The following is a 12905-nucleotide window of genomic DNA, read 5'->3' on the forward strand; positions in this document are numbered from 1 at the left end:
GGTGTGTGTCATGGTGCGAATCGGACTACGGCGAGTGGTCGGTGGAGTGCTCGCCGCCGGAGCCGTCACGGCGGGATCGGTGCTGGCAGGGGCGGGAACCGCCTCCGCGGAGCCGACCTACGTCGGGCCGCTGTACTACGAGGTGGTGCCGGGGATCTTCCCCACGTGTCCGGACGTCGCTGCTGCGGAGCGCGCCAAGGGCACCACGATCCTGGTCGACTGCATTCGCTGGTTCGGACCTCAGCGTGGTTTCTCGCTGACTCCGTACCAACTCATCGCCGGCATCGCACCCCTCGACGGCAGTTAGCCGGCTCGTGTCCTGATCGTGACGTGAGTACAGGTAACGACGCCACGAAAGAGACCGATGGGTATGTCAGAGGGGGCGGCGATCGGCCGGCTCCGGACAGGAGTCGACATGTCGTTCTCGATGAGCACACGGGCTGCCGTCGCGGCCACCCTGGTCGCCGGCGCCGCGGTGCTGGGGGCATGTTCGGCTCCGGACCAGGTGACGTCGGCGACGGCGGTTCCGGCGCCCGCTGACACCTCGGTCGTGACGCCGACGGGGACATCGGTCGTGGCGCCGATCGAGCCGCCCACCGGTGCAGCGTCGGATCAGCCGGGCGCAGAGGAACAGCCGGTCGAGCAGTCGCCGTCGGCAGAGTCGGCAGACCCGGCGGACTCACTCCCGCGTCCGGGGTCACAGGAGGTGTCGGTGGATCCCGAGCTCTTCCGCGACAGTGGCGGGGCGGGTGAGGGGTACTACTTCCGGACGCCGTCGGGGAATGTGTCGTGTGGGCTCTTCCCGAACGGAACCTCGGTCGGATTCCTGGGATGCCAGGCCGTGTCCAGTGTCGCTCCCGACGAGGGCGAGGTCTGCTCGAACGGTGCCACCAGCAAGTACGCCGTCCGTGTGGAGAGCGCCGGGCCGATCCACTACTGCACGAATCAGGGCTATTTCACCGGCTCTGAGAACATCCGCACACTGCAGTACGGCGAGGTGATCAACACGGGGCAGAGCTTCTGCGTCTCTCGGGAGGACGGAGTCGCGTGCGCCCGCGTCGGCTCGAACGCGTTCTTCCTCTCCCGTGACGAGAACACCACCCTGCGGTGACCTCGGTCAGCGGTGGTCGATCGTCGTGCGTATCCGCGTCGTCGACGGGGCCGCGGGTGTGGACCCGAATCCGAATCGCACCGGCGGCTCCACCGGCGACAGGTGTCCCAGATCGTCGCCCTTCCACGATGCCGTCGCGCCGACGATGCTGCGCTGCCCTCGCGCTCCGTAGTATTCGCGCCGCCCACCGCCGGCGGTGCCCCTGGTCCGCACGCCGCGCATCACGACCCGCGCGATCGGGTCGCTCACCGTACAGAACCAGGGTGCGGTGACCACCGACGTCGGTGCGAGGGTGAGCAGTCGACCCAGCAGTGTCGGGCCGCCGATTTGGAAGGACACCTCGAGATCACCCGCGGAGACGCCGACTCGGTCACCTCGGCGGTGATACGAGACGTCGGTGATGGTCGTCGTGTCGAAGTGGTAGGTCGCGGTGACGAACTCGCGGACCGCGTCGGACGGTGCCAGCAGAAGGCGCTCGCCGTCCGCGAACTCGACCATGACATCGGTGAAGTCGCCCAGCGGCGACGACGTCCAGTGGCCGACGACGATCCTGGTTCCGCTGGAGGTCCCGAGACCGGCGATGTCGCCGTCGAAGATCGATCGTGTCACCGGCTCGACAGTAGCGTCGACGCGGCACTGTGAGGCGATCGAGGTTCGGGGGAGCCCCCGACTGGGCATCATGGAGGCATGGCTGACACTGCGACATCCGAATCCGGCGGGGCTCCGACCATCTTCGTGCTCTTCGGGGCGACGGGAGACCTTGCCAAGCGCATGGTGCTGCCGGCGTTCTACGAACTTGCGCAGGAAGGACTGCTGCCCGAGCAGTGGGCGTTGGTGGGCAACGGTCGAGGTGAGAAGACCGACGACGAGTTCCGCGAGCACATCCGCGCGGCGCTCGAGGAGTTCGGTCCCGGGGAGGGTGTCGACAGCATCGACGAGAAGGTGTGGTCGTCGTTCGCGGACCGTGTTCGCTTCGCGGGCAACGGATTCACCGCCGACGATCCGGGTGATCTGCCGTCGGTCATCGGAGACGTGAAGGACGAGCTGGGCGGCGACGTGCAGCTCGTGCACTACATCGCGCTGCCGCCCTCGACCTTCATCGACTACACCGAGGCGCTCGGCGCACACGATCTCGCCGAGGGCGCGCGGGTGGTCTACGAGAAGCCGTTCGGCACGTCGCAGGAGAACTTCGAGAAGCTCGACGAGGCGGTCCATGCCATCGTCGACGAGAAGCAGGTCTACCGGATCGACCACTTCCTCGGCAAGGAGAACACCCAGAACCTGCACATCCTGCGCTTCGCGAACGGGATGATCGAGGGGATCTGGAACCGGGAACACGTGGAGCAGGTGCAGATCGACGTACCGGAGACGCTGGACATCGACGACCGTGCCGAGTTCTACGACGCCACGGGTGCCGTGCTCGACATGTTGGTGACGCACCTGTTCCAGGTCGCGGCGGAGGTGGCCATGGAGCCCCCACTCAGCCTGGGTGCGGACGACCTGCAGACCGCTCGCGAGTCGGTTATCGCGGCGTTCCGCCCGCTCGACACGTCCGAGGTGGTCCTCGGTCAGTACCGCGGCTACCAGGACGTCGAGGGGATCGCGGACGATTCGTCGACCGACACGTTCGTCGCCGCACGCATGTGGGTCGACACCGACCGGTGGCGCGACGTTCCCTTCGTCCTGCGCACCGGCAAGATGCTGGGAACCAGCACGCAGCGGGTGTCGCTGGTGTTCCGTCGCCCCGAGGGACCGGTGAAGCACCTGCCGGCCGACGGCGCCGTGCTGACGTTCGACCTGTCGGGCGACGGCCGAGTGGACATCGCCATGACGGTCAAGGAGCCCGGCCCCGGCGAGGACCTCGGGATCGGTCGGATGTCGCTCGACCTGTCGACGGTGTCGGACGCCGAGCCGCTGTCGCCCTATTCACGACTCATTCTCGACGTACTCGACGGTGACCGGTCGTTGTTCACCCGTCCCGACGGACTGGCTCACGTGTGGGAGGTCGCCGCACCGTTGTTGACCTCTCCGCCGGCCGTGCTCCCGTACGAGCCCGGCTCGATGGGACCCGAGGCAGCGAACGACTTGGCCTCTCCCTGTGGTTGGTTGGTGACCGGAGACAAGTGACTCGACGGTAAGGTCGACCGCTCCCGAGAATCCGGACTTTTACGGCAGGAAACCATTCCTTTCACGGTCGCGGGCATTTACAGTCCAGCCCACGGCCATCGGGGCCGTCGCCGTCATTCCTGGCGCGGTGTAGGAGAAGGGACGACGGATGTTTCTCGATCTGATTCTCGGTGGTGGGACCGACGGTGGCCTGCTGAGTGGTGGACTGCTCGGTGGCGCACTGGATTCTGTGCTCGACGGTGTGGGAGGACTGCTCGACGGTCTTCTCGGAACCGGCGGGACCGGTAGCGGCAGCTGATCTCCGCGACGCCCCGCGATGGTCATGCTCGGGGAACGAGCATGACCATCGCGAGGTAGAGCAGGGCGACGGTGCCGAACGAGACGAGGGCGCCGACCACGGTGAGGGCGCGCACCAGGCTGGGATCCCATCCGGTGTACGCGGCGACACCGCCGCAGACCCCGGCGATCCAGGCGTCGTCTCGGCTTCGCGTCAGCTGCGTGGTGTGGTTCGGGTTCGGGTGGACGGTGGAGTTGCTCTCGTGGAATGTCATGTCTCCATCCTGAGTTCCGCCCGGGCGCTGCACCATCGGTGACCACCCCGAGACGTACCCTGACACTCCGCCTGTCACGGCATCTGCTGTTCACCCCGTGATCACCGTCCCGTCTCCGGCGGCTCGTAGGTTCCTGGCGTGACCGCTCTCGATGACTTCGCCCTGTCCCGGATCGTGGACCTCTCGGACACCTCGTCGTTCAGCGTGCGGGACGACGACGACGACGACCCCGTGTTGCTGACCGGTGACGGAGTCCCGGTGGACACCTGGCGCCAGGCGTACCCGTACGACGAGCGGATGCCGCGCGCGGAATACGAAGGTACGAAACGTCTTCTGCAGATCGAGTTGCTGAAGCTGCAGATGTGGATCAAGGAGACCGGTGGCCGCCACGTCATCGTCTTCGAAGGTCGCGACGCCGCCGGCAAGGGCGGCACGATCAAGCGCTTCATGGAGCATCTCAACCCTCGCGGCGCGCGGGTGGTGGCACTCGAGAAGCCGTCGCCACGCGAGTCGACGGAGTGGTACTTCCAGCGGTACGTCACCCACCTACCGGCTGCCGGAGAGCTGGTCCTGTTCGACCGCTCCTGGTACAACCGGGCCGGCGTGGAACGTGTGATGGGATTCTGCAGCGACGAGCAGTATCACCGATTCCTCCACCAGGCACCGTTGTTCGAGCAGATGCTCGTCGACGACGGAGTGCAGCTGACCAAGTTCTGGTTCTCGGTGTCCCAGCTCGAACAGCGGACGCGCTTCGCCATCCGCCAGGTCGATCCGGTACGGCAGTGGAAGCTCTCGCCCATGGACCTTGCCTCCCTGGACAAGTGGGACGCGTACACGAGGGCCAAGGAGGACATGATCCGGTTCACCCACACCGATCACGCCCCCTGGACGACGGTGAAGAGCAACGACAAGAAACGCGCCCGCCTCGAGGCGATGCGCTTCGTGCTGAACAGCTTCGACTACTCGAACAAGGACCACGAGGTGGTGGGGCGCCCGGATCCGTCCATCGTCGGACTTGCGGAACCGGACACCGACTGACCTAGCGGGTACCGCCCCCGAGCGTCCGCCACAGGAACGTGTACGCCAGCGCGGACTTGAATGCGGCCTGCGTGTTGTCGGCCGCACCGCCGTGGCCGCCCTCGATGTTCTCGTAGTAGGAGACGTCGTACCCGTACTCCTCGAGGAGGGCGTCCATCTTGCGCGCGTGCCCGGGGTGCACACGGTCGTCCCTCGTCGACGTCGTGATGAGGATCGGCGGATACACACCGATCGAGTTCCCCGGCGGTGAGACGTTCTGGTACGGGCTGTACTCGGAGATGAAGGCCCATTCGTCGGGATCGTCGGGATCTCCGTACTCGGCCATCCACGACGCCCCGGCCAGCAGGCGGTGATACCGCTTCATGTCCAGGAGCGGCACCTGACACACGATGGCGCCGAACGACTCCGGGTACTTGGTGAGCATGATGCCCATGAGCAGGCCGCCGTTGCTGCCGCCCTGCGCGCCCAACTGGTCCGGGGTGGTGATGCCGCGCTCCACCAGATCGCTCGCGACCGCCGCGAAGTCCTCGTGCACCTTGTGTCGACCGGACTTCAGCACCTCGGTGTGCCACGACGGCCCGTACTCGCCGCCGCCGCGGATGTTCGCCACCACGTAGGTACCGCCCCGAGCCAGCCAGGCCGCGCCGACCACGCCGCTGTACGAGGGGGTGAGTGAGACCTCGAAACCGCCGTATCCGTAGAGGAGGGTGGGGCCTGCGGCCGTCGGACGGTCCTGCGTTCCGGGGTTCCGTACGACGAAGTAGGGCACGCGTGTGCCGTCGAGTGAGGTGGCGAAGTACTGCTCGACCGCGAGGCCCGTGGTGTCGAAGAACGCGGGAGCGGACTTCAGGACCTCGGGATCGGTCCCGACGGTGCCCACCAGAAGAGTGGACGGAGTGAGGTGGCCGCTCGCGTCGAGGAAGTACTCGTCACCGCCGAACTCGGGGTCGGTGCCGATGACGGTGACGTCGACGGCGTCCGGGAGTCCCTGCAGGCGTTCGGAGGTGACCGTGTCGCCCAGCGTCACCACGTGCACGCTGGAACGGACGTCCTCGAGCAGCACCATCAGCAGATGGTTCTCGGTCCACGCGTACTGGTGCAGCGACGTGCGGGCGTCGGGAGCAAAGACGACGATCAGATCCCTTGCACCGGAGAGAAACTCGTCGATCTTCGCGGCCACCAGCGACCCTGCGGCGTACTCGGTGCCGTCGACGGTCCATGCGGTCGTCAGGCGAACGGTCAACCAGTTCTCGTGCAGGGACACCGAGGCATCGGTGGGCACGTCGAGGACCGTGGTCGATCCGTCGTCGTGAAGAATGGAGGTGACGGCATTGAAGAAGTCGGTAGCGCGCTGGACCAGGCTGCGCTCGAAGCCGGGCGTCGCATCGTGCGAGGCGGACACCGCGACGTCGGTCTGCTCACCCTCGTACACGACGGGAGCCTCCGCGAGAGGAGTTCCACGGAGCCACCGATGTGCGCGCCGGGGGTACCCGGAATCGGTGAGCGACCCGGGTCCGAGATCCGTGCCGACGAAGACCGTGTCCGCGTCGATCCAGTCGATGTCCGTCTTGGCCTCGGGGACGACGAAGCCACCCTCGTCGGGTGCGACGAAGGAGCGGGACGTGAGCGAGTACTCGCGGATCACCGATGCGTCCGCGCCGCCGCGCGACAGGGAGACCAGCGCGCGGTCGAACGACGGACGGAGCACCTGCGCGCTCTTCCACACCCAGTTCTCGCCCTCGGCCTCGGCGAGAGCATCGAGATCGATGATGACGTCCCAGGCGGGACTGTCCTTCCGGTACTCCTCCATGGTGGTGCGCCGCCACAGCCCGCGGGGGTGCGACGCGTCCTTCCAGAAGTTGTAGAGGTGGTCGCCGCGCTTGCGCGCGTACGGAATGCGCGCGTCGGTGTCGAGAATGCTCCGGATGTCGGTCTCGAGCGTCCGGAACTCGTCGTTCGCGGTGAACTCGTCGACCGTGCGCTCGTTACGGGCGCGCACCCACTCGAGGGCGGCGTCGCCGGTCACGTCTTCGAGCCACTCGTACTTGTCGGTCACATCGCCCATTCTGCCCGCGGTCGCCCTCGCGCGAGCAGGACGGCGCACCTACAGTGTCGAGGTGACCGAACCCGACACCGAGGTGCGCTCTCAGCAGGGGCTGGACCGCATCGTGTTCTTCTCCGACGCGGTGGTGGCGATCGCCATCACGCTCGTCGTGCTCCCCCTCGTGGACAGTGCCCGCGACACCCCGCAGGGTGCGGGAGCGTTCCTGCGGGAGAACGGCTACGCACTCGTGGCCGCGGGCATCAGCTTCGCGGTCATCGCGGGGTTCTGGCGCGATCATCACGCGCTCTTCACTCGTGTCACGGGGTACGACGAGGTCGTCGTGCGGCTCAACCTCCTGTGGCTCGCCGGCATCGTGCTGATGCCCGTGGCGACCGTGCTGGAGGTCGCGGCTCCCCACGGGGACCCGTTGTCGGTGGGGCTGTACCTCGGGGTCATCGCCGTGACCATGATCGTGTCCCGTCTCCTCGCAGCACGCGTGCGCGCTGCGGGCTTCGTGCGTGGAGACCTGCGTCCCGGCGCGCGCGGAGCGGCGGTGCCCTGGGTTCCGGTCGCTCTGTTCCTGGTGGTCTCCGCGGTGGCGCTGCTCATCCCGTCGGTGGGCCTCTACGCACTGCTCGCGATGCTGTTCGCCCCGTTGCTCTCTCGCGCGCTGGCCGGGGGTGCGCGGTGACTGCGCTGTGGGAGCAGCACACCTGCCTGCCGCTGTACGCGGACACCGACATCACCGAACTGGCGCGGTACGAGGCGGGGAGTTACCTCTCCGTCAACGTCGGCTACTCGCCCCACACGAAGGCGTCGGCGACGGAGTTGGCCACGACGTGGAGTGCGCGGGCACTTGCGGACGGTCGCTTCCTTCCGGCGCGGAGCGTGGCCGACATCGACGAGGCCCGACGACGGGGACTGCGTGCCCTCGCCTTCGACCTCGAGGACTCCGCTCCTCTCGACGGCGACCTCGACAACGTGCGCTACTTCGTCGAACTGGGCGTGCGCTCGATGCTGCCCACCTACAACCATGCGAACGCCGCGGGATGCGGATGCCTCGACGCCGTCGACACGGGTCTCACCGCCCACGGACGCGACCTGATCCGGGCGATGAACGAGGCGGGCATGGCAGCGGACGGGTCGCACTGTTCCCGGCGGACGGGGCTCGACATCGCCGCGACGACGTCCCGGCCGATGATCTACAGTCATTCCAATTTCGCTGCGCTGTGGGAACATCCGCGGAACATCACCGACGAGCAGGCGCGTGCGTGCGCCGACACCGGCGGCGTGGTCGGCATCAACGGGGTGGGCATCTTCCTCGGCGTCAACGAACCCGAACGTCGCGCGGATCGGGTGCGCGCCATGGCCGACCACGTCGAGTACGGAGTCGACCTTGTCGGGATCGATCACATCGGTGTCGGCAGCGACTACTCCTTCGACCACGAGGACTTCAACACCGAGTTGGCACTCCACCCCGAGGCGTTCTCCGAGGAGTACACGAGATACGGGGCACTGCAGTGGGTTCCGCCCGAGGACACCCACACGCTCCCGGCCGTGCTCGCCGAGCGCGGCTGGGACGAGAGTGCGGTGGCGGCTGTGTTCGGCGGCAACTTCCGCCGCGTGGCCGACGCCGTGTGGATCTGACGCCGGCTGGACCCGACCCTGTCAGGCGGGCGTCAGGCGGAAGATCGGGAACTGTCGCCCCTCCGCCGTCGTCGTGTACTCGAGGAAGCCGGGGGACGCCGAGGTGAACTTCGCCCAGTGAGTCTCCCATTCGTCGTCGGGCACCTCGGTGACGTCGACGGCGATGGTGCGTACGGTCGCGTCGTCGCCGGGGACCTCCATGTCGATGCGTGGGTGAGCCCGGAGGTTGTGCACCCATGCGGGATCCTTCACCGCCCCGGCCGCGGAGCCCACCACCAACCAGGTGCCGTTCTCGGAGATCGCGAAGAGCGGGTTGAGCCGCACCTCGCCGCTGCGTGCACCGATCGAGTGCAGCACCACGAGGTTGTCGCCGAACCCGGCTGTCGCCACGTGTCCACCGTTGTCGCGGAACTCCGCGATGACCATCGAGTTGAAGTCGCTCATGGTGGTCATTCTGGTGTCCTCGTCGTCGCGACGACCATCGATCCGGAATAACGATTCGACACACCCGTTGCACCAGAGGAGCGGGGCGCCCGCGGGTGGCTTCACCGCCCCCGTCGCGGGGTACTCCGCGCACACGAGCACGAACTCGGATCACGAACAACGAACAGGAGTTCACGCACATGAGCCACGTTCCTTCCCTCTCCCTCAACGACGGCCGGTCCATCCCCCAGCTGGGTTTCGGCGTCTTCCAGATCGAGCCGGAGAAGACCGCCGATGCCGTCCGCACCGCGATCGAGGTGGGCTACCGCCACCTGGACACCGCGCAGATGTACGGCAACGAGAAGGAGACCGGCCAGGGAGTGAAGGACTCGGGCGTCTCCCGTGACGACGTCTGGATCACCAGCAAGCTGAACAACGGCTTCCACCGCCCCGACGACGCCCGTCGCTCGTTCGACGAGACACTCGAGAAGTTGGGCACCGACTACATCGACCTGTTCCTCATCCACTGGCCGCTGCCGACGCAGTACGACGGTGACTACGTCTCCACCTGGAAGGTGCTCGAGGAGTTCACGAAGGACGGACGGGCGCGCAGCATCGGTGTCTCGAACTTCCAGGTGCCGCACCTCGAGAAGTTGGCGCAGGAGACCGAGACCGTCCCGTCGGTCAACCAGATCGAGGTCCACCCGTACTTCTCGAACTACCAGGTGCGCGCGTACGGCGCGGAGCACGGCATCGCCACCGAGGCGTGGTCACCCATCGCACAGGGCAAGGTTCTCGATGACCCCGAGCTCGAGCGCATCGCGAAGGACGTCGGCAAGACCACCGCGCAGGTCACCCTCCGCTGGCACATCCAGCGCGGCGACATCATCTTCCCGAAGTCGGTCACGCGCGAGCGCGTCGAGGCGAACTTCGACATCTTCGACTTCGAACTCGACGACCGTCAGATCGCCGACATCTCGGCGCTGGACAAGGGTGAGGACGGCCGCACCGGCCCGAACCCCGACACGTTCGACATGATCCCCGACTGAGTAGAGCCGCTGAAATAAAGACACGAAAGGCCCGGTTACCAGCCAGTAGCCGGACCTTTCGATGTGTGTCCGGATCGACGGGACTAAGGTGGACAACCGTGACCTCACACTATGACGTCGTCGTTCTCGGAGCCGGACCCGGTGGGTACGTCGCAGCCATCCGCGCGGCGCAGCTGGGCCTGAAAACCGCCATCATCGAGCAGAAGTACTGGGGCGGTGTCTGCCTCAACGTGGGCTGCATCCCGTCCAAGGCTCTGCTGCGCAACGCCGAACTGGCGCACCTGTTCACCAAGGAAGCCAAGCAGTTCGGCATCTCCGGTGACGTGTCGTTCGACTTCGGCGCTGCCTACGATCGCAGCCGCAAGGTCGCGGACGGTCGCGTCAAGGGCATCCACTTCCTGATGAAGAAGAACAAGATCGACCAGCTCGACGGCAAGGGGTCGTTCACCGACGCCAACACCATCGAGGTGGAGCTGACGAAGGGTGGCAGCGAGACCGTCACCTTCGACAACGCGATCATCTCCACCGGCAGCACCACGAAGCTGCTGCCGGGAACGTCGCTGAGCGAGAACGTCGTGACGTACGAAGAGCAGATCATGACGAAGGAGCTCCCGGGCTCCATCCTCATCGTCGGCGCGGGCGCCATCGGCATGGAGTTCGGGTACGTCCTGAAGAATTACGGCGTCGACGTCACCATCGTCGAGTTCCTCGATCGCGCGCTCCCGAACGAGGACGAGGACGTCTCCAAGGAGATCGCCAAGCAGTACAAGAAGCTCGGCGTGAAGATCATGACCGGCGCCGCGGTGCAGAGCATCGACGACGACGGCAGCAAGGTCACCGTCGCGATCAAGAACAACAACAGCGGCGAGACCGAGACGGTCACCGTCGACAAGGTCATGCAGTCCGTCGGATTCGCTCCTCGTGTCGAGGGATTCGGGCTCGACAAGACGGGCGTCGAGGTCACCGATCGCGGGGCCATCGCCATCGACTCGGTCATGCGCACCAACGTGCCGCACATCTACGCGATCGGTGACGTGACGGCGAAGCTGCAGCTCGCCCACGTCGCCGAGGCACAGGGTGTCGTGGCGGCCGAGACCATCGGCGGCGCCGAGACGCTTCCCATCGACGATTACCGCTTCATGCCGCGCGCGACCTTCTGCCAGCCCCAGGTGGCCAGCTTCGGTCTCACCGAGCAGCAGGCCAAGGACGCCGGCCACGACATCAAGGTCGCGACGTTCCCCATGACGGCGAACGGCAAGGCACACGGACTCGGCGATCCCACCGGCTTCGTCAAGCTCATCGCCGACACGAAGCACGGCGAGCTGCTCGGCGGGCACCTCATCGGACCCGACGTCTCGGAGCTCCTCCCGGAGCTGACGCTCGCGCAGAAGTGGGATCTGACGGCCACCGAACTCGCGCGCAACGTGCACACGCACCCGACGCTGTCCGAGGCACTGCAGGAGGCCATCCACGGCCTCGCAGGGCACATGATCAACTTCTGATCTTCCGACGAGAACACCCCGGCCGCTCACGAGCGACCGGGGTGTTCTCGTCTGTGCAGCTACTGGTAGTCGCGGGGGATGCGCAGTGTCGTGATCGTGGTGGCGAGTCCGTCGTACTGGGTCACCAGCAGCACGAACTCGATGAGCGATCGGGACGACCAGACGGTCGTCAGCTCGGTCCACGTGGCGTCGGACAGATCGCGCGTCGACACCAGCTCGTCCACCGCCCGCAGGATCAGGGCGGTCCGACTGTCGAGACCCGGAGCGTCGGGACCGGCGGCGATGGCGTCGGCGAGGGCGTCGTCGATGCCGGCGCGCGCGCCCAGACGGAGGTGATGGTCCTGTTCGTACCGGCAGTCGCGGAGTGCGGCGACCCGCAGGATCACCGTCTCGGTGTCCTTGCGGGGCAACCCACCGAACGGCATCAGGCGGCCGCTGTAGAACAGCCAGGCGCGGAACAGGCCGCCCGTCTGTCCCAGAGTGGAGAACAGGTGCATGTCGCCGGTGCGGGTGACCGCGCCGGCCAGTTGGGCGATGCCCCAGTTGACGGGACGCAGCGAGCGGAGGGTGGCCGGAGGGGTGCGGTGTCCTGTCACGTCGCTGAGGCTAACACCCGAGTCGTCCGCCTCTCGGTGATCTGATGTCAAGAAGTCTTGACACATAATGACAAGTGGAGTTGACTCGGATCATGGTCGTGACGAACCGGGTGCGGGAGTTCCGTAAGTCGTCGCGCCTGACCCAGGCGGAACTGGGGCGGGCGTGCGGAGTGAGCCGGCAGTCGATCGTCTCGGTCGAGGGTGGCGACTATTCGCCCAGCGTGTACCTGGCCCTGAAGCTGGCGGGAGCGCTTGACTCGACGGTCGAGGATCTCTTCCCGCTCACCCCCGATGATCGGCTCGAACCTGAGGAGGAATCGACATGAGCATCTTCACCTCGTCAATGCGAATGGTCGGCGATCTGGACAGCGAGTTCTATGACGACGAGCGTCAGAGAGACGTGTGGAACGAGGCAGCCGCCGTGGGTCTGCAATTGCACATCTTCGGCGGGCTGATCGCCGCCGCCGTCCTCCCATGGGTTGCCGGTCCGACAGGTGCGTGGATCGCGTTGGGTATCATCGTCTTCGGTGCGGTCGTGAACTACGCGACCATCGGGTACGCCAAGTCCCAGAACGTCGACCTGTTCGCAGAGTCGCGGTGGTTCACGGCGCGTGCCAACGTGACTGCCGCGTTGATGCTCGTCGCATTCGTCGGCATCGGCGTGACGCTCGCTCCCGACAAGTACCTGCCGAGCCGCGCGGGAGCCGACACGTGGGCGGGCCTGGTGGTCGGGGGGATCGTCGGCGGCGGAGCGGTGGCGCTGATGATCCGGCGCAGCCGCCGTCGCAAGCAGCAGTTCGAGACCGAAGAGGACTGA

The 12905-nt window shown here is 66.6% G+C and carries 16 protein-coding genes; 11 read left to right on the forward strand and 5 right to left on the reverse strand.

All coding sequences use genetic code 11. The features are described 5' to 3' along the window. Window positions 1-10: 10 nt before the first annotated feature. Window positions 11-307: a hypothetical protein gene (locus QE449_RS03235; protein WP_056441499.1), complete on the forward strand. Its 297-nt coding sequence runs from the start codon at window positions 11-13 to the stop codon at window positions 305-307. Window positions 308-427: 120 nt separating this feature from the next. Beyond that, window positions 428-1111 (forward strand): hypothetical protein, encoded by a 684-nt coding sequence (locus QE449_RS03240; RefSeq protein ID WP_307108206.1) that lies wholly within the window; start codon window positions 428-430, stop codon window positions 1109-1111. A gap of 6 nt (window positions 1112-1117) precedes the next feature. Here QE449_RS03240 and QE449_RS03245 read toward each other — a convergent pair whose 3' ends face one another. After that, on the reverse strand, window positions 1118-1720 hold the full coding sequence (locus tag QE449_RS03245) for a hypothetical protein (protein ID WP_027506292.1): 603 nt from the start codon (window positions 1718-1720) through the stop codon (window positions 1118-1120). A gap of 78 nt (window positions 1721-1798) precedes the next feature. Here QE449_RS03245 and QE449_RS03250 point away from each other — a divergent pair, with 78 nt between their 5' ends. Both QE449_RS03250 and QE449_RS03255 read left to right on the forward strand, forming a co-directional pair. Further along, the gene (locus QE449_RS03250; protein ID WP_222632008.1) at window positions 1799-3238 is read left to right on the forward strand and encodes a glucose-6-phosphate dehydrogenase (NADP(+)); all 1440 of its coding nucleotides are present in this window, start codon (window positions 1799-1801) and stop codon (window positions 3236-3238) included. A 148-nt stretch (window positions 3239-3386) separates the two neighbouring features. Then, complete coding sequence (locus QE449_RS03255) at window positions 3387-3536, forward strand: hypothetical protein (protein ID WP_222632006.1); 150 nt, start codon at window positions 3387-3389, stop codon at window positions 3534-3536. Between the two features lie 22 nt (window positions 3537-3558). Here QE449_RS03255 and QE449_RS03260 read toward each other — a convergent pair whose 3' ends face one another. After that, window positions 3559-3789, reverse strand: coding sequence for a PspC domain-containing protein (locus QE449_RS03260; RefSeq protein ID WP_037186123.1), 231 nt, complete (start codon window positions 3787-3789; stop codon window positions 3559-3561). A gap of 171 nt (window positions 3790-3960) precedes the next feature. Here QE449_RS03260 and ppk2 point away from each other — a divergent pair, with 171 nt between their 5' ends. Next, on the forward strand, window positions 3961-4827 hold the full coding sequence (ppk2, locus tag QE449_RS03265) for a polyphosphate kinase 2 (protein ID WP_027506294.1): 867 nt from the start codon (window positions 3961-3963) through the stop codon (window positions 4825-4827). Between the two features lies 1 nt (window position 4828). On the opposite strand, the gene QE449_RS03270 is transcribed toward ppk2, so the two are convergent. Beyond that, the gene (locus QE449_RS03270; RefSeq protein WP_307108207.1) at window positions 4829-6892 is read right to left on the reverse strand and encodes a prolyl oligopeptidase family protein; all 2064 of its coding nucleotides are present in this window, start codon (window positions 6890-6892) and stop codon (window positions 4829-4831) included. 52 nt (window positions 6893-6944) lie between these two features. Here QE449_RS03270 and QE449_RS03275 point away from each other — a divergent pair, with 52 nt between their 5' ends. Both QE449_RS03275 and QE449_RS03280 read left to right on the forward strand, forming a co-directional pair. Then, window positions 6945-7562 carry a TMEM175 family protein gene (locus tag QE449_RS03275; RefSeq protein ID WP_307108208.1) on the forward strand — a complete coding sequence of 206 codons (618 nt, stop codon included), beginning with the start codon at window positions 6945-6947 and terminating at the stop codon, window positions 7560-7562. Then, complete coding sequence (locus QE449_RS03280) at window positions 7559-8518, forward strand: dipeptidase (protein WP_307108209.1); 960 nt, start codon at window positions 7559-7561, stop codon at window positions 8516-8518. The genes QE449_RS03275 and QE449_RS03280 overlap by 4 nt, the downstream gene beginning before the upstream one ends. A 21-nt stretch (window positions 8519-8539) precedes the next feature. Here QE449_RS03280 and QE449_RS03285 read toward each other — a convergent pair whose 3' ends face one another. After that, window positions 8540-8962 carry a nitroreductase/quinone reductase family protein gene (locus tag QE449_RS03285; protein WP_027506298.1) on the reverse strand — a complete coding sequence of 141 codons (423 nt, stop codon included), beginning with the start codon at window positions 8960-8962 and terminating at the stop codon, window positions 8540-8542. A gap of 179 nt (window positions 8963-9141) precedes the next feature. On the opposite strand from QE449_RS03285, the gene QE449_RS03290 reads away from it, so the two are divergent. Beyond that, on the forward strand, window positions 9142-9990 hold the full coding sequence (locus QE449_RS03290) for an aldo/keto reductase (protein WP_222638048.1): 849 nt from the start codon (window positions 9142-9144) through the stop codon (window positions 9988-9990). A 98-nt stretch (window positions 9991-10088) separates the two neighbouring features. Beyond that, window positions 10089-11492, forward strand: coding sequence for a dihydrolipoyl dehydrogenase (gene lpdA / locus QE449_RS03295; protein ID WP_307108210.1), 1404 nt, complete (start codon window positions 10089-10091; stop codon window positions 11490-11492). 59 nt (window positions 11493-11551) lie between these two features. On the opposite strand, the gene QE449_RS03300 is transcribed toward lpdA, so the two are convergent. Further along, window positions 11552-12088, reverse strand: coding sequence for a carboxymuconolactone decarboxylase family protein (locus QE449_RS03300; RefSeq protein WP_307108211.1), 537 nt, complete (start codon window positions 12086-12088; stop codon window positions 11552-11554). Between the two features lie 92 nt (window positions 12089-12180). Between QE449_RS03300 and QE449_RS03305 the strand changes: the two genes are divergently transcribed. Beyond that, a complete protein-coding gene (locus QE449_RS03305; protein ID WP_027506302.1) occupies window positions 12181-12414 on the forward strand; it encodes a helix-turn-helix transcriptional regulator in 234 nt (77 codons plus the stop codon). Next, window positions 12411-12905: a DUF2029 domain-containing protein gene (locus tag QE449_RS03310; protein WP_307108212.1), complete on the forward strand. Its 495-nt coding sequence runs from the start codon at window positions 12411-12413 to the stop codon at window positions 12903-12905. The genes QE449_RS03305 and QE449_RS03310 overlap by 4 nt, the downstream gene beginning before the upstream one ends.

The organism is Rhodococcus sp. SORGH_AS_0303, from assembly GCF_030819335.1.
Lineage (GTDB): Bacteria > Actinomycetota > Actinomycetes > Mycobacteriales > Mycobacteriaceae > Rhodococcoides.

What these genes read in the sequence shown, in the direction of transcription:
- QE449_RS03235 (WP_056441499.1), top strand. Translation starts at nt 11, where the DNA reads ATGGTGCGAATCGGACTACGGCGAGTGGTCGGTGGAGTGCTCGCCGCC.
- QE449_RS03240 (WP_307108206.1), top strand. Translation starts at nt 428, where the DNA reads ATGAGCACACGGGCTGCCGTCGCGGCCACCCTGGTCGCCGGCGCCGCG.
- QE449_RS03250 (WP_222632008.1), top strand. Translation starts at nt 1,799, where the DNA reads ATGGCTGACACTGCGACATCCGAATCCGGCGGGGCTCCGACCATCTTC.
- QE449_RS03255 (WP_222632006.1), top strand. Translation starts at nt 3,387, where the DNA reads ATGTTTCTCGATCTGATTCTCGGTGGTGGGACCGACGGTGGCCTGCTG.
- QE449_RS03260 (WP_037186123.1), bottom strand. Translation starts at nt 3,789, where the DNA reads ATGACATTCCACGAGAGCAACTCCACCGTCCACCCGAACCCGAACCAC.
- QE449_RS03270 (WP_307108207.1), bottom strand. Translation starts at nt 6,892, where the DNA reads ATGGGCGATGTGACCGACAAGTACGAGTGGCTCGAAGACGTGACCGGC.
- QE449_RS03285 (WP_027506298.1), bottom strand. Translation starts at nt 8,962, where the DNA reads ATGAGCGACTTCAACTCGATGGTCATCGCGGAGTTCCGCGACAACGGT.
- QE449_RS03290 (WP_222638048.1), top strand. Translation starts at nt 9,142, where the DNA reads ATGAGCCACGTTCCTTCCCTCTCCCTCAACGACGGCCGGTCCATCCCC.
- QE449_RS03305 (WP_027506302.1), top strand. Translation starts at nt 12,181, where the DNA reads ATGGTCGTGACGAACCGGGTGCGGGAGTTCCGTAAGTCGTCGCGCCTG.
- QE449_RS03310 (WP_307108212.1), top strand. Translation starts at nt 12,411, where the DNA reads ATGAGCATCTTCACCTCGTCAATGCGAATGGTCGGCGATCTGGACAGC.